General features: G+C 60.9%; 17 protein-coding genes and 1 pseudogene. 11 read left to right on the forward strand and 7 right to left on the reverse strand.

Features of this window, described 5'->3' with window-relative positions; translation table 11 throughout:
- Window positions 1-46 precede the first annotated feature (46 nt).
- The 5 genes from E4M01_RS05310 to E4M01_RS14275 all read right to left on the reverse strand — a co-directional run bounded on the left by E4M01_RS05310 (window position 47) and on the right by E4M01_RS14275 (window position 3,899).
- A complete protein-coding gene (locus E4M01_RS05310) occupies window positions 47-1,195 on the reverse strand; it encodes a hypothetical protein (protein ID WP_135061887.1) in 1,149 nt (382 codons plus the stop codon).
- A gap of 50 nt (window positions 1,196-1,245) precedes the next feature.
- Window positions 1,246-2,748, reverse strand: coding sequence for a replicative DNA helicase (locus E4M01_RS05315; RefSeq protein ID WP_135061886.1), 1,503 nt, complete (start codon window positions 2,746-2,748; stop codon window positions 1,246-1,248).
- On the reverse strand, window positions 2,745-2,990 hold the full coding sequence (locus tag E4M01_RS05320; protein WP_135061885.1) for a hypothetical protein: 246 nt from the start codon (window positions 2,988-2,990) through the stop codon (window positions 2,745-2,747). Before E4M01_RS05320 ends, E4M01_RS05315 begins: the two co-directional genes overlap by 4 nt.
- Window positions 2,987-3,427 (reverse strand): hypothetical protein, encoded by a 441-nt coding sequence (locus E4M01_RS05325; protein ID WP_135061884.1) that lies wholly within the window; start codon window positions 3,425-3,427, stop codon window positions 2,987-2,989. Before E4M01_RS05325 ends, E4M01_RS05320 begins: the two co-directional genes overlap by 4 nt.
- A 244-nt stretch (window positions 3,428-3,671) precedes the next feature.
- Window positions 3,672-3,899 carry a carph-isopro domain-containing protein gene (locus tag E4M01_RS14275; protein ID WP_167765263.1) on the reverse strand — a complete coding sequence of 76 codons (228 nt, stop codon included), beginning with the start codon at window positions 3,897-3,899 and terminating at the stop codon, window positions 3,672-3,674.
- Between the two features lie 36 nt (window positions 3,900-3,935).
- On the opposite strand from E4M01_RS14275, the gene E4M01_RS05330 reads away from it, so the two are divergent.
- The 8 genes from E4M01_RS05330 to E4M01_RS05365 all read left to right on the forward strand — a co-directional run bounded on the left by E4M01_RS05330 (window position 3,936) and on the right by E4M01_RS05365 (window position 8,270).
- Window positions 3,936-4,664 carry a LexA family transcriptional regulator gene (locus E4M01_RS05330; RefSeq protein ID WP_167765261.1) on the forward strand — a complete coding sequence of 243 codons (729 nt, stop codon included), beginning with the start codon at window positions 3,936-3,938 and terminating at the stop codon, window positions 4,662-4,664.
- 65 nt (window positions 4,665-4,729) lie between these two features.
- Complete coding sequence (locus E4M01_RS05335; RefSeq protein ID WP_135061882.1) at window positions 4,730-5,758, forward strand: hypothetical protein; 1,029 nt, start codon at window positions 4,730-4,732, stop codon at window positions 5,756-5,758.
- Window positions 5,759-5,879: 121 nt separating this feature from the next.
- A complete protein-coding gene (locus tag E4M01_RS05340) occupies window positions 5,880-6,599 on the forward strand; it encodes a hypothetical protein (protein ID WP_135061881.1) in 720 nt (239 codons plus the stop codon).
- A complete protein-coding gene (locus tag E4M01_RS05345; protein WP_135061880.1) occupies window positions 6,596-6,790 on the forward strand; it encodes a hypothetical protein in 195 nt (64 codons plus the stop codon). The genes E4M01_RS05340 and E4M01_RS05345 overlap by 4 nt, the downstream gene beginning before the upstream one ends.
- The gene (locus E4M01_RS05350) at window positions 6,787-7,146 is read left to right on the forward strand and encodes a hypothetical protein (RefSeq protein WP_135061879.1); all 360 of its coding nucleotides are present in this window, start codon (window positions 6,787-6,789) and stop codon (window positions 7,144-7,146) included. The genes E4M01_RS05345 and E4M01_RS05350 overlap by 4 nt, the downstream gene beginning before the upstream one ends.
- Complete coding sequence (locus E4M01_RS05355) at window positions 7,143-7,418, forward strand: hypothetical protein (protein WP_135061878.1); 276 nt, start codon at window positions 7,143-7,145, stop codon at window positions 7,416-7,418. Before E4M01_RS05350 ends, E4M01_RS05355 begins: the two co-directional genes overlap by 4 nt.
- Window positions 7,415-7,783, forward strand: coding sequence for a hypothetical protein (locus tag E4M01_RS05360; protein WP_135061877.1), 369 nt, complete (start codon window positions 7,415-7,417; stop codon window positions 7,781-7,783). The genes E4M01_RS05355 and E4M01_RS05360 overlap by 4 nt, the downstream gene beginning before the upstream one ends.
- Before the next feature lie 244 nt (window positions 7,784-8,027).
- Complete coding sequence (locus E4M01_RS05365) at window positions 8,028-8,270, forward strand: helix-turn-helix domain-containing protein (RefSeq protein ID WP_167765258.1); 243 nt, start codon at window positions 8,028-8,030, stop codon at window positions 8,268-8,270.
- Here the strand turns inward: E4M01_RS05365 and E4M01_RS05370 are convergent.
- Entirely contained in the window at window positions 8,267-9,472 is a 1,206-nt protein-coding gene (locus tag E4M01_RS05370; RefSeq protein ID WP_135061875.1) for a site-specific integrase, read from the reverse strand. The two genes, E4M01_RS05365 and E4M01_RS05370, sit on opposite strands and share 4 nt — an antisense overlap.
- A 295-nt stretch (window positions 9,473-9,767) precedes the next feature.
- On the opposite strand from E4M01_RS05370, the pseudogene E4M01_RS14675 reads away from it, so the two are divergent.
- Together E4M01_RS14675 and E4M01_RS05375 are read left to right on the forward strand one after the other, a co-directional pair.
- Window positions 9,768-9,941: pseudogene (locus E4M01_RS14675) on the forward strand (DUF6538 domain-containing protein); the annotation flags it as partial.
- A 51-nt stretch (window positions 9,942-9,992) separates the two neighbouring features.
- Entirely contained in the window at window positions 9,993-11,300 is a 1,308-nt protein-coding gene (locus E4M01_RS05375; protein ID WP_135061874.1) for a site-specific integrase, read from the forward strand.
- Between the two features lie 909 nt (window positions 11,301-12,209).
- On the opposite strand, the gene E4M01_RS05380 is transcribed toward E4M01_RS05375, so the two are convergent.
- Window positions 12,210-12,755, reverse strand: coding sequence for a recombinase family protein (locus E4M01_RS05380; RefSeq protein ID WP_135061873.1), 546 nt, complete (start codon window positions 12,753-12,755; stop codon window positions 12,210-12,212).
- A gap of 171 nt (window positions 12,756-12,926) precedes the next feature.
- Here E4M01_RS05380 and E4M01_RS05385 point away from each other — a divergent pair, with 171 nt between their 5' ends.
- Entirely contained in the window at window positions 12,927-14,801 is a 1,875-nt protein-coding gene (locus tag E4M01_RS05385; protein ID WP_135061872.1) for an AAA family ATPase, read from the forward strand.
- Window positions 14,802-14,861: the final 60 nt, after the last annotated feature.

The following is a 14,861-nucleotide window of genomic DNA, read 5'->3' on the forward strand; positions in this document are numbered from 1 at the left end:
TCATTGCGCCGGACTTTCGCTCGACGGGTGTGTGATCCCTTACCCATCAGGCGGCCTCTTGATCTGGCGCGGGCGCCTCGAAGATCGTCACGGTCACGCGCTTCTCGGTCAGCCACGCGCCCAGCTCGGCCCTGAGTTTTTTCGCGGCGAAGGCGTTGCGCGCTACCAGGCGCCGGTTCTCGGCGTCGTACCGGCACTGGGGCAGCCACTTCTGGGCGAAGTCCTCGCCCGCGGCCCTGGCCACCGAGGCAAAGACCTCTGGCGGGCCGTCGAAGGTTGGCGTCGGTAACGCCGACGCCGCCGTGACGAACCCCAGGTGCTTGGCGCTTTTGAGCCAGCGGGCCATGTCTGGCGCGCCCTTGCCGCCGCAGACCTCGACCACCTTCGGCTTGAACCGGCCGATGGCGTCCAGCAGTCCAGCGCGTTCCTCGTCGGGCAGCGCCCGCCAGTGCTTCAGCGCCTCCGGCTTCGACGAACGGCCCTCGACGTGCGGGTACGCCGCCCAGGCCGCCTCAAACTCGGGCGGGCCGACAGTGCGCTGGCGGCGTGCCTTGGGGGTCTCGGCATCGCCGAGCGGCGTCGGCGTCTTCGGCTCGGCGAAGACAATATCTTTCTCTTTTAATGTCCCTGTCCCTGTCCCTGTCTCTTGGGACAATATTCCGGGCTTTTGGTCATCCCTGTGGGACGCCGCTTCTATCCCACTGGGATCGCCTGTTCGTCCCAGTGGGATGCCAGCAGCGATCCCAGCGAGAGATTTGCGGGCCTTCATAATGGCCTTCGACTGCGGGTTCAGTCGCTCCAGGCACTGGATCAGGGCTTCGAGGTCAGCGGCCAGAGGCGCTGGGTCAAAAGCGACGCCCCACCGCTTGCCGTTGCCGTTGCCGCTGGCCAGGCGCTGGCGCAGCTTCTCCTGCCAGCTTTCGAGGGCGACCTCGCACACCACCGGGTGATAAAGGCGGCCGTCCTCGCACTCGACCCAGCCGCGCATGGCGAGAGCCTTGGCCTTGTCGAATGACTTTCGGTCGAAGCCAAGCTCTGCGAGGTGACACAGGTCGTCGGGGTCGGCGGGCAAGCTTCCGGCCGGCACCTGATGCCATGAGCGATACCAGAGCTTGTGACCGATCATCCAAGCCAGCGGATTGCGCGAAGCCGTGGCGTTGAACGTGCTCGCGAACAGGCGCGGAACGTCGATCATCAGCTTGGGGAAGTCCCGCAGATCGCAGCCAGGAGGGGTCAACGGCGCGGTCATTGGCCACCACCGGCGAAAGAGTAGACCGGCTCGCGCGAAAGGCTGGGCGTGTGTCCGTAGCGATCGTCTCGGCCGAGGTTGCCGAACTTGGTCGTGTCCTCATCGAATGAGAGGCGGACCGTTCCGATGGGGCCGTGCCGCTGCTTGCCGACAATGACCTCGGCAAGACCGTCGACGTGGGCCATCTCGTCGGACCAGGCCAAGTGCTCGGGAGTGTTCTCGCGCGGCTCCTTGCGGGCCTGATAGTAGGCGTCGCGGTAGACGAACATCACGCAGTCGGCGTCTTGCTCGATAGAGCCCGACTCCCGCAGGTCCGACAGCATCGGCCGCTTGTCCTCCCGCTGCTCGACCTGACGCGACAGCTGGGACAGGGCCAGCACCGGTACATTCAGCTCCTTGGCCAAGGCCTTGAGCGCGCCGGTGATGATGCCGACCTCCTGGGTGCGGTTCCCACCGGCCAGGTCAGTGGTCATCAGCTGCAGATAGTCGACGACGATCAGGTCGATCCCGTGCTGGCGATGATGGCGCCGCGCGCGGGCGCAGAACTTCTGGATATTGATCCCGCCGGTCGGGTCGATGAACAGGGGGATGCTGCTCAGTTCGGTGGCGGCATCGGCATAGAGCCGGATTTCGTGGGCGTCGGCCTCCCCCTTGCGGATCCTGTCGCCAGGGACGCCGCTGCGCTCGGACAGTATTCGGGCCGCCAGCTGTTCCGCGCTCATCTCAAGGGAGCCGAAGAAGACGCGCCCGCCATCGACAGTCCGACGGCCGCTCGGCGCCCCGTCATCGGGCTCCCAGACGTAGGACCGCGCCACATGGAAGGCGATGTTGGTCGCCAACGCCGTCTTGCCCATCGACGGGCGCCCGGCGAGGATCAGAAGATCAGAAGGGTGAAGACCGCCGAGCTTGCGGTCCAGATCAACCAGGCCGGTCGAGATGCCCGAGAGCTTGCCGTCGCGCTTGAAGGCGGCCTCGGCCATAGCGACGGCGCGGGCGGAGGCGGCGGCAAATGGGACGATGGCCTGAGCCTTATCGCCGCTCTCAGCGAGCCCGAACAGAACCCCTTCCGCGTCGGCGATGTGCGCCACGGCCGTCTGGTCGAAGTTGTGGGCCTGGACCTTCAGGCTGTCACCCAGGCGTGAAAGATCGCGGCGGACCGCGAGGTCGTAAATCTGGCGCGCGTAATCCCGGGCGGCGGGTGCCGGCGGGGACTTCTCCATCAGAGCGGCAAGGTACTTGTATCCGCCGTAGTCCTGATGCGCCGGATGGCTGACCAGTGTCCCGGCGATCAGGGTCGGATCGGCCAGGCGCCCGGCGCCTGCTTCTGATCGGAGGGCGTGGAAAATGGCCTGATGATACGGCTCGTGAAAGTGCTCCGGACGCAGCTGCCCGCCAATGGCCTCCAGCTTCTCATTGTCGAAGAGCAGGATGCCGAGCAGCGCCGACTCAGCTTCGAGGTTGTGCGGCAGTGGTCTGAACTGGAGATCGCTGGGCGTCATCGGCCCTCCGGGGGGCAGGCGTAGTCAATCGCACGCTGCATCGCCGCGCGACCGGCCGCGGGGCCGAGCAGGGCCGCCAGATGAACAGCGGCGGCCATGGCGAGAAACGAAACGCCCGACCCCGGCTGGCCATTCAGGTCCAGCTCGTGTCCGGCGGCTTCCACAATGGCGTGCGCCCTCGGAACGCGGCGCAGGGTCGGGCACCGGTCCACTCGAACTTCCTGAAGGACGGTGATGGTCATTGCGCCACCGTCAGCTTGCCGACAGCCGCGACGGTGTCCCGGGCCTGGGCGAAGAGCGTCTCGGCTTCCCGCGCCAGCTCGGCTTGCTCTCCAGGCGTGACGACGCCGTCGGCGATGGCGCGGCGCACCTTGGACTGAAAGGACGCCGCTGCTTCGGTGCTTTCCGAGGCCTCGGTCATCAGGCAGTCGATCTCAGCGGCGCTGGGCCGGGCATCGAGAAGCGCCTGCCCAACGATCGACTGGCCGCTGTAGGCTTCCAGACAGGCGATGATGTCGAGGGGCAGGTAACAACCCGACCCGGCCGTCTGGCAGCGCGAGAGCTGCGCGATCGAATAGGGGCGCGTCATGTCCTCGCAGGCCTTGGAGGCCTCTTCGAGACCACCGCATGCGTCGATCAGGCGCTTTGTGAGGATGGGCAGGCGGCGAGCGGTCAGCATGGAAACGGAGCCTTTGCGTTTCCGGTGACGCCGGTTGGCGAGCGGGCCAAGTTGGCGGCGTCAGAGCGGAGGGATTGCAGATGGACAGAGGAAACGGGGGGCAGGAGCCGGGCGGCGCTTGGCTGCAGGCGATCCTTCATGGGGTGGCGGCTGGGGCGTGCCGGGTGGCGGCGCGCGAGACAGGGGACATGACGTGGGCGGAAGAGGCCGGGCGCCAGTCGTTCAAGGCGGCCCGCGAACTGCATCACGCAGCCTCGGCGCGCGACAGCCGCCGGCGTTCGGCGACGTCAGCGAGATGAGCCACCGTCACGCCGTCAACGCCGCGCCGCCTTGCGGCTCGGGCGACGGCGGCGAACCACTCAGCCGGGATAGAGTCGAGATCGACCCAGCGACGGACGTTCTTGCTGGGCAAGCCTATAGCTTCGGCCAGGTCGGTGACGCCGAAGCGCTCGATGATCGGAATGAAGAACATGAGCGCGATGCTACACGAAACGTGTCACGCGTCAACATGACGGACGATCCGTTTTCTGCCACGGCGAGTGCTATGGAACCTCGCGAACGATTGCGCCTGCGCCGTACGGATGCTGGGCTCTCGATTGAACAGCTGGCTGTGCGCGCCGGCATGGCGCCCTCGACTATTAGAGCGCACGAGAATGGGCAGAATGGGATCCGCAGGCCCGCGGCGGTCAAATATGCTCGCGCGCTGGCCACCACGCCGGAGTGGCTCATGTTCGGCGCTGGGCCTGAGGCTGCCGACCAGGCCGCCAATGACGCTGCGCCGGTCGCGCGTATGGTCCCGATCCTCGGCCAAATCCAAGCAGGCGCCTATCTGGTGATCCCTGATGAACCTGAGCCAGAGGGCTTCGTACCGTTCTATGACCCCCGCTATAACCGGGCGAACGTGTACGCCTTGCGCGTCGTAGGCCGCTCGATGGACCTGCATTATCCTGATGGCGCGACGGTCTATGTAGTGCCGGCGGTCGAGGCTGGCATTCGAGAGGGCGACCACGTTGTAGCGCGACGCGAACGGTCGGGTCTGTGGGAGACCACCCTGAAAGAGATCGTTTTGATCGACGGTAAGATGGCCTTGCGGCCTAGGTCTTCAGACCCGGCGCACCAAGACGTTTTGCGCATCGACGACGGCGGCGCTTGGCCGGAAATCATTGCTGTGGTGGTGGGCAGCTACGTTCCAGCGACCCCTCGCACAGCCCACGTGTTGATGGGCGGCGGCATGTGACACGAAGCGTGTTGACACGAAACGTGTAAAGGCGCACTCATGCTCCCGACTTCAGGGAGACGCCGATGTACGCCGCCACTACCGAAAGGCCCGCCGCTAAGGCCGCCGCTGCCCTCCGCAGCGTCAAAGCGGCATCCATCCGCCACGCTGATGTAGCGCCCAGCAATCCGTGGCCCGATCTCTACGACAGGTATCTCGCAGCCAAGGCTCTGAGCGACGCCGCGGCCGATCGCGAAAGCGTCGCGGTCGGTTCCGATGAGCATGAAGCCAACAAGACGATCCACGCTGACTTCATCGCCGCGCGCGCTCAACTGTTCGAAGAGCCAGCGACCACGTGGGAGGCTATCTCCCAAAAGGCGGCAGCGTTCGCCTACGCCCACGATGAAAAGGCGAGCTGGGTTGCTGAGGCCGTCGCCTTAGAGGGCGCCGCTGACGAGATCGCGATCAAAGGCCCTGACGCCATCCGACTGATCAACGCCTGCGGTCACGCGGAGCGGATCATGTTCTATCTCTGCAAGCGGCCGGACGGGTTCGCAGACTACGGCATCGGCCTTGGCCAGGTCGGGCGGATGGCGCAGGCCGCTGAGCGCCTGGTTCAGGACGTCCGCGATATCTGCGATGCGGACCCTCTGGCCAAGGCCATGCGCGGCGCCGCGATCGACGCGGTTTGGTACGGCAGGGTGCCGTTCGAACAGCCGGCGAAACCCTGCCCGATCGAAGTGGTGGCCGACGAGATGTCGCGCCTCATGCGGATCGCTCAGGTGGATGACGCGAAGGAGTCCCCCGCCAATCGCGCCAAGGCCAAGGCGGCGCTGGAGGACATTCTCGGCATCGAGACGGAATCCTTCGCTTCGGTCCCCAGGACGCAAGCCGGTGTCGCTCATCAGCTGATCGTCGCCGCAGGCGAACTTGATCTGATCGAGAACGGCTCGGAGCCCGAGGACAAAGAGCGGGCGCTGGCCAATGTCCGCGCGGCCATCTGCAACACCATCCGCGCGATGGGTTTGCCCTTCGACACTCTCGTCGCCGAGCACTACCTGGGCAACATGCTCGCGGACCTCGATGGGTCGCGCCGGCCGGGTGCGGCCAAATGATCCGCCGAACCTGGACCAACGACGCGCACCGCGAAGTCTCAATCTGGAAGCTCTGCGTCATGGGTGCCGTCTTTGGCGTCGCCAGCATGGGCTTGGGAGAGCTGCTGCTCCGGGTGGCGGGATGAGCCCGGTTTTCTGGCTCGCCCGTCTGATTGAGCGCAAGCGGTTGGTTTCCGCCGCCAACGCCGTTCTCGGTGATGACGACGCGCACGACCGTGAGGTGGAGCGCCTGTCGGATCTGGCCCTCGCCATTGAGCGCGAGATAATCGCTGCCGACCCCGCCGAACCGTGCGCTCAGGCGGCCCAGCTTCAGCTTGCGCTCTGGCATTGGGCCGAGGGTGCGCCTGTCGAGCCGCGCCTTCAAGCCCTGCTCGGTGCCTTGGCGGCCGAACTGGTGCTGACGCCCGTCCCTCTGCATCCCCACGTCGTCGAAGACCTTCAGAAGCAGTCGGCTGACGACCTATGCGCGGGCGTGGCGATGGCCGTCCTGCTCTCGCTGCGAGAGCCATCCGAGGCGATGCAAAACGCTGGCGTCGACTTCGCTTCGAGCGCCTTTGACGGCTGGGTGGACGAAGGCAAGGTCACTAAGCTTTTTGCCGCGATGATCGACGCGGCCATCGCCGAGGGCCGAGCGCCGTCGCTCGCGTTCGATCGCGGCGAGACGATCCGGCTGATGCAGGCTGAGCCAGCAGTCCGCCGAGCGGTCGACTGGCTGGCCGACGAGACCGCCGCCGCTGAGCGGGGAAAAATCAGCACCCGAAAAGCCCGGAAGGGCCAGGCCAAGAATGAGGCCACCAACCGGATCATGGCGGCGGTGCTGCCGAAAGGAGACCCAGCGTGAGCAAGCATGTTGAAGGCCTGCTGGTCGTCGTGGCCGTGCTGGGCGGCTTGAAGGCTGTTGAGTTGTTCTTCGGGTCCGTGGTCGCCGGCATCCTGGCGCTGGTCATGCTGGCCTGGTGCCTAGGCGTCTTCTGGGGCGCGGGCGATCAGATCAGGAAGTCTCGCGAAAACCCCGACGCGGGTGACGCATGAGACCCGAACTGCTGAAGAAGCTCGCGGCGGCACTGTCCCGCGAAGGAAAGCCGCGCGGCGATCACATGATCGAGGCCTACGCGATGATGGCGAAGGTGGCTGAGTCATCCGGCGACGAGGACCAGGTCGCATTGGCCAGCGTCTTCGACTGCGCGTCACGCTCAATCGCCGCCGAAACCGCCATGTTTGACGGCCTGAAGGCGGCAGTCGCCGACATTCTGGACGCTGAGGTCGCGGCTTCCGTTCCCCTCTCTCCCGACCAGCGGATCGAGCGACTTGAGGGCGTGGTCCATTCTCTGGCGAGATGGGCGTGGGGACAGGAACGAGCCAACGCCGCGTTGGGTGCTCGGCCATGAGCCTCAACCGCCGGCAGATCGCGTGGCTGCGCCTGCCCGCAGCCGACCCAGCGCCGCATCGCTGGGCCTGGGTTGACCGTTATGGAAGCCGCAGGCCGCCGATGTCCGAGAAGAACTACCTGCGCGCCTGGCGCATCGGTCCATACAAGATCGGCGGTGCCAAAGTGCAGCAGGCCACCATCCATCAAGACGACCGCGCTGGTCTGGAGCCCTTCATGAACTCGCTGGCGATCAACGACGCCGGCCGGGCGCTGCTGGAGACCCTGAAATGAAGATCACCCGCGAACAGTTCATCCGAGGCTTCAACGCTCTGAAAGCCGAAATCGATCGGCGCGCTCTCATTGAGCAGACCGCCCTCGACGCCGGCCTGCAAGACTTCAATATGGGCAGCAGCCCGGTCGCCAACGAGCTTGAACAGCAGTTGGTCGAGCGGTGCCGGGACGAGTGGGACGACAACGGACCGTGGCCTGAGGACTCCTACGGCGAAGGCGACATCTCGCTCGCGCTCCACGACGCCGATACCCCGATCTACGATGAGGATCACGTCCGTCTGCCGAACCTGTCGACGGCCGAAGAAGTCTGGGCGCACTGGGAAGCGACGCAGGCCGGGCCGTTCAGGCCGGAGGTCTTGAAGTGAGCCCGGTGGACTTCGAGCACGAGCGCGCCGCGCGCCTAGGCCCATGGACCAAGTGGGCCGACGCCCCACCGGCTGATGACGTGGTGGGTCGCCTGCGTGGGGACGTCCGCCTTGCCGGCGAAACGGTGAACATGACCTTGGGCGGTCGATACTGCCGCCGGGGCCAAGCTCTCTGTCACATTGAAGGCGACGGAACACTTCGCCTCGTTCGGCCGCCATACGACCATCTTGAATGGACGCCAGGATGACGAGCGCCGCGAACTGCAACGATCAGAAGCGCCGCAAGGCTATCGACCTCCCGCCTGGTGCTAAGCTGGCCTACACGGTCGATGAGGCCGCGCAAGCCCTTGGCCTGAGCGTCGCGACAGTGTGGGCGATGCTGAAGGTCGGTGAGATCACAGCCAAGAAGCTGCGGGGCCGGACGCTGGTGCCCCGCGATGAGCTGGAGCGCGTCCTAGGCGCGGCGCCGTCCGCGCGGGCAGCCTAAGCTCGCCTCATGTCCACCACGTTCCCGGCCTTCGGGCGGTCGCAGTAGCTCGCCCAGGCCTCCATCATCTTGCGGCGCTTCTCCAGCACGTCGCCGCGCTTGTAGGCGCGCTCGACCTCGGTGCCGACCTGATGGGATAGGGCGGCCTCGGCCACGGCCTCGGGGAATGTCGTGGCTTCGCCGGCCCAGTCCCTGAAGGTCGACCGGAAGCCGTGCACGCTGAAAGCTGAGAAGCCCATCCGAACCCGCAGCAGCCGCGACATCGCGGCGTCGGACAGTTGGTCCCCCTTGGCATCGGCGAAGACCAGGCCGTCCGGATCGGGCATGTCGGCGAACACGCCCTCAAGCAGGACCACCGCCCGCGACGACAGCGGCACGCGGTGATCGACGCCCAGCTTCATGCGCTCAGCCGGGACGGTCCAGACCCTCTTGTCCATATCGAACTCGGCGCGGCGGGCGCCCAGCACTTCGTTGGTGCGCGCCGCCGTCAGGATCACAAACTCAAGAGCGCGGGCAGACAGCGCCGGCCGGGAGCGCAGCAGGGGCATGAAGTCGCCGACCTGTTCGAACGGCATAGCCGGGTGATGGCCCTTGGTCAGCTTCTGGCGCTTCGGTAGCAGGGCGGCCAGGTGGCCCTTCCATCGCGCGGGGTTCTCGCCTGTCCGGTTGCCCGCGGCGCGCTCGGCGTCGAGCACACGCTCGATGCGTCCACGCGTCCGCGATGCCGTCTCCGGCGTCGTTGTCCAGATCGGCTTCAACGCGGCCAAGACATCAGCCGTGGTGATCGCGTCGACGGCCAGCGGGCGCAGCGAGGCCGCCAGGGTCTCCAGGCTGTATTTCCACTGGTAGGCGTGTTTGTCGTTCCGCCACTCCGGTTGTAGCGAAGCCAGCAGATCGTCGGCGGCTTGGCCGAACGTTCGCCCCTTCGTCCGCGCGGCCTTGCGCTCGGCAATCGGATCCAGTCCCTTGGCGATCTGACGCCGGGCGGCGTTGGCCATTTCGCGCGCTTCGGCCAAGTCCGTCGTGAGTGTGCCACCCAAGCCCATTTGCCGCCGCCTGCCGCCAGAGCGCCAGATGAAGGTCCAGCGCTTGGAGCCGCCCTCGTCGACCTCTAGATACAGACCACCACCGTCGGAATGGAGTCCGGCCTTCTTCGTGGTCGCGACGAAGCGCGCGCTCAGGAGGTTGATCGGCCGGGCCATAGAGAGCCTTGAGCGGGCCGAGGTTCGGAAGGCGTCGGTCTTACCCTAACCGTTACCCTAACCCCGGCTCTAGATTGTGGTGTAGCACTATGGAGCACTACGGAGGACGGGGCGGGAAAAAGTCAAGCCGATCAACAGCAGGACGATCACTATAGACCGTTATGGAGGCTGGTCAGACGGCCCTCGGCTCCACCAGGCGTTACTAAGCCCTTGTGGCTGAAGTAATATTCCTGAAAATCAGCCACTTACGGTCTATATGTCGCGCGCGTCTGCTACACACGGTGCAGGTGATGATATGTTGACAGGGCTTGTTCGTCGCGGCGGTCGCTACTCCTTGAGGCGGCGTATTCCGCACGATTTGGTCGCACATTATGGGAAACGGGAAGTCACGAGCGCACTCGGCACCTCGGACCCTAAAGAGGCGAGGCGATTGCACCCTCTTCGATGGGCGGACCTCGATAGAGAGTTTGAGGCGGTGCGGGCTAACACCGCTGCTTCAGAACCAATCAACGCTGTCCCAGTGTCCGAACTCAGCCCTACCCTGATTGCACTGGTCAATCTTGATAGAATCCGGGGCGAGCGAGACCAAGCGGCCAAGGACGGCACTCTCAGTGGCTTTGTAGCCCGGTCTCGCGAGACGCTTCGACTCATCCAGTCGATGCTGGACGGCGAGGTCAGGCCGACCGAGGACCTGAGGGTGCTGGAGGGGAAGCGCAACGCTCTCAAGGCTGTCCTAGACGGTGAAAACGCCTTTGCAATCTCGGCGGCTAGAAGGGCTCGCCACGCCCTGAGCGAGGATGAAAACAACATGAGGTCTAATACAGAGACCTCTTGGGGTGAGCTTGTCACTAAGTGGGCTCGAGAGCGAAATAAGGACGCCAAGAGTAAGAAGGCACACGAGGCTGTTACGAGGTGGTTTGTGGAGCGTGTTGGGGGCAAAACAGTTGAGAAGATAACCAAGAAAGATATCATTCTCTTCAAAGACAAGCTTGTTGAAGAAGGCGTCGGCCCTAGCAATATCAACGTAAAGCTAACTCGCCTTAGAACTTTGCTGAATTTTGCTTATATGAATGACTTAGTAGCCATCAAGGCTGCTGAGGGTATTCGAGTACACGATTACGAAGCAGCGAAGAATAGGCGAAAGCCCTTCGATGAAGCTGCTCTTGTCAGGCTCTTGTCCGGCCCCGTTCACTCAAGCGGCGAAAGACCGTCTGGCGGCAAGGGTGAAGCAGCTTTCTGGCTTCCGCTTCTTGCGCTCTTCACAGGGGCCAGAATGGAAGAACTGGGTCAGCTAAGGCCACGCGACGTCGTTCGCCAGCACGTTCGTTCCGGCCAAACTTCCCTCCCCGTTTGGGTCATCCACATCAGGGCCGACGACGCTGATGGCCTAAAGCTGAAGAACGAGGGCAGTGAGCGGATAGTGCCCGTTCATAACGCTTTGATTAGACTTGGCTTCACGTCGTTCTGCGAGTCGGCGGTAAACGAGGGCCGCGCTTGGCTCTTCCCCGATCTGAAGCCCAATGTACACGGAGTGCGAACAGCAAAGTGGGGCGAGTGGTTCTCACGATATTTGAGAGGTGTCTGTGGCGTATCAGACAGCCGTATAGTCTTCCACTCGTTGCGACACACGTTTAAGGACTGTGCGAGAAATTCAGGCATCGAAGAGGGGATGCAGCGCCAGATTATGGGTCACGCTGGAAGGGATGTTGCGGACACCTACGGGTCTGGGTACTCACTCGAGAAAATATCCAATGCCATCACTCGCTATGAAATTCCAAACGATGCTCAGAATATAATAGATTCATTGCAATCATTGCAATACAAATGAGTATGTGGGTTTATAGCTGACTTCGACATTTCCTTATCTATTATATATCAATTTCATAGGCGTATAAAGAGGTCTTTCTTTAGCTGCATCTATATAGAGTTGGAATCCTATCTAGTGATATTTAGGCAAGCTCCACCATTACCCTCGTTTTGGCGAGGGCATGGGTTGGCTTTGGAAATGCTAGAGGGCGGCATCGTCCGGTTCGGGATACTACATGCGGTGATTGCCGCCTTCAGATTTTAGGCGAAGGCTTGCCTAGATTGGAAATCGCCGGTCCAGAGCACCTTTGCTGGATCGCCGCTGATTAGGTCGACTTCCTTGGAGCAGTAGGAAACCCAACCGTAGGGGTCTGTCAGGGGCGTTATGAGAACGGACCCACCTTCATGAATCTCTCGAAACTGTCTGGCGTAAAGGTCCGCTAAGCCATCAAATCCAAGCGTATCGAGGTCGTCGGCCGGAAGCCGGATCAGTCCGTGATAATGGGGATGGCCAGCGTCGAATAGCTCGGGCGAAGCCGTAATCGCTAGCCGCTCGCTAGCTGGCTTCTCGTACCATCGACCGCCTAACCTGCGCTCGTCGATGGCCGCCTGATATCTCTTAACCACCGCCTTAGTTGCGAAATGCGAAAAATTGGTTCTGTTAAATACTATCGTGATAGCGGCTGGATTGGGTGAGTGAAAATCTACATAACCATCCACTAGTAATTTTCGGTTCAAGAATAGATTCCGTAATATTCCTTTTTTTATTGAGTCAACTCAGTATTGAGAGACCGAATCATAGCCGAATTTGGGGATTTTGGCAAGGCTGCGCGGGGTAACTCGTGACGCGAGGAGATATTTTGTATCGCGCCTACGTCTCATGCCGGAAGAGGCCGGGGGGTTGAGATTGCCGGCTTTCAATCTTTCTCCGTTAGGCTGCTAGTGCTCTGTAGACGCTAGCTCTGCCAATCTTCAGGCGCTTTGCGATCTCCGTAGGGGCTACGCCCTCAGCCTTGAGGGCTTTGATGGCCTCCACCGGCACTGAGGGCTTACGACCGCGATAAACGCCCTTGGCCTTGGCCTTCAGAATCCCCTCCTTCTGCCGTTCCCGCCTGAGGTCGGTCTCAAATTCAGCAAACGCCCCCAATAGGTTCAGCATCAGCCTGCCGTTAGAGGTGCTGGTATCCACGTCCCCTTGCTGAAGCGCGCGAAATGCCACCTGCTTCGCAGTCAGCCGGTCGATGATCTGGCGTAGGTCTGTGATCGAGCGAGCCAACCGGTCGAGGCGGGTGACAACGAGGGTGTCACCGTCCCGAACGTAGTCTAGCGCGAGGGCGAGTTGCTCCCGACCATCCTGCGACCCACCGCTCCGCTTCTCCTCAAACAGGCGAGTGCAACCAGCCGCTAGAAGCTGATCGCGTTGCACCTCTAGTGACTGGCCTGTGCTGCTGACCCGCGCGTATCCGATCAAAGCCATCTCGTTTGTCCCAATAGGTTCTAGACCATGGGACTATGAGTCTCAGAACTGTGGATTGCAAGCCTATTGAGACGGTATAGGCGTCTCAGCCCCCAGTCCCAATTGGGTATACCCAAAAAGGGAGTTGTCTAGAGCCACTGACGCTGCTTACGGTTGACTATCGGAGGGGCCATGCGGTTTGAATCTTTTCGGATCATCAATTTTCGCGGGATCGAGGACGCTAAGCTCGACCTCTCGCCACGCGGCGCTGGCATATTTACCCTAATCGGTCTGAACGAGAGCGGAAAGACCACCATTCTCGAAGCGATCAACAGCTTCAGCTTTGATGAGGGGGAGGAGAAGTCACTTTACAATCGATCTCCTACGGAAGAGGACCCTTCTACTTTTGTCCCCAAACACAAAAAGTACAATTTTTCAGGCGATATCGAAGTCGTCGCAGTCACAGCGTTTGAGGCGGATGAAAAGGAATACTGTATAGCTCTCGCTGAGAAGCGCACTGGTTCAAAGATTGACCCAGATTCGGTACCGGATCGATTCGCAATCACACGTGGTCATGTCTACGTTGATTCCGATAAGACACGGACTATTAGCACATGGGACCTGCCCCTAGAGGTCAAGGACAAGGGGGCGAGAAAATTTAGAGAAGTCCCTAGCTCCCATGAAACGTGGAAAAGTTTTGTTGGCATAGTCAAAGAGCGTCTGCCGGAGATTGTGTATTTCCCGACCTTCATATTTGATCAGCCTGACAAAATTGTCCTCAATCCAAAAGAGGACGAAACTGACGTTGATCGCCTGTATAGGCAAATTATAGAGAACATAGGATCGTCACTGCCGAATCCTATAAGTACTAAAAAGCATATAGTTGACAGGATAGTTGATCCCGCGACTCCCATAGAGCAGTTTGCCGGACTTTTTGGCCTGAGTGATAATAAGCAGCAGCAGATAGACTCTGCGCTTGAGCAGTTATCCAGCCATCTTAAAGATACTATATTTGATAGCTGGTCGAAGGTGTTTGGACAGTCTTTCAAAGACCGTGAAGTGCGTTTAAAACTTATAACTGATAAGTTTGACGATGGCTCTCCGAGGATAGCCGTTCAAATTTGGATGAGGGATGGAAAGCAGCAGTATTCTCTCTCGGAGAGATCGCTGGGTTTTCGTTGGTTTTTCTCATTCCTACTATTCACTATTTTTCGCTCAAACTCCTCTCGAAACAAGAAGACTATATTTCTTTTGGATGAACCAGCCTCAAATTTACATTCAAGTGCTCAGACCCAGCTTTTAGATAGTTTTCCTCGCATCACCTCGGGTGGGAATATACTGCTGTATTCCACGCATAGCCACTATATGATCAGCCCGGAGTGGCTGGACCAAGCTTTCATAGTATCCAATCTGGCCGTGGATTATGACGACACGAATAGCCTTCCGTCAGCGCCCAGTCACACTAACATAAAGGTTCAGAAATACAGAACCTTTGTGGGGTTGAATGCCGATAAGGCGACGTACTTTCAACCTGTGCTCGACAGGCTGCAAGTTGTTCCTAGTCGGCTTGACGCGCTTCAGCCGAGCGTGCTCGTGGAAGGTAAGGGTGATTACCTAATTTTGATGTATGGGTTAAAATCGTATGGCCTATGGGATGGTTCATATTCGATTATCCCAACTAGAGGCGCTGATGGGTTCGAGGAACTTGCAGGCATAATGCTAGGTTGGGGCGTGAACTTCGTTCTATGCTTTGACGATGATAAGAAAGGTCGGGCTGCATGCGAATCTTTCCGATCGGAATGGTGCATTTCTAGAGATAAGGCCTTTACCCTCGCAGAGGTTCACCCATCACTAGCAGGAAAGCCTATCGAAGGAATACTCTCCAAAACCGATGAAGATTTGATATCTGACCACTACGGTATTAATTCGAAGCCGTCAAAAAGCCAAATCCAACTGTTCTTCAGCGAAGGATTGGCTCTGTCCAGAGAAAATAGCTTGTCCGACCATTTCAAAGCTTGCGTTGAATCGTTCGACAAAGCTTGCCGGAGCGGCTTGAGTATCTCCTGATACCCCGATTCCGGGTTGTAGTTGCAGTTTGACCTTCGTCGTCACTCAAACAAGTGTCAT

Source organism: Brevundimonas sp. MF30-B, from assembly GCF_004683885.1.
Classification (GTDB): Bacteria; Pseudomonadota; Alphaproteobacteria; order Caulobacterales; family Caulobacteraceae; genus Brevundimonas.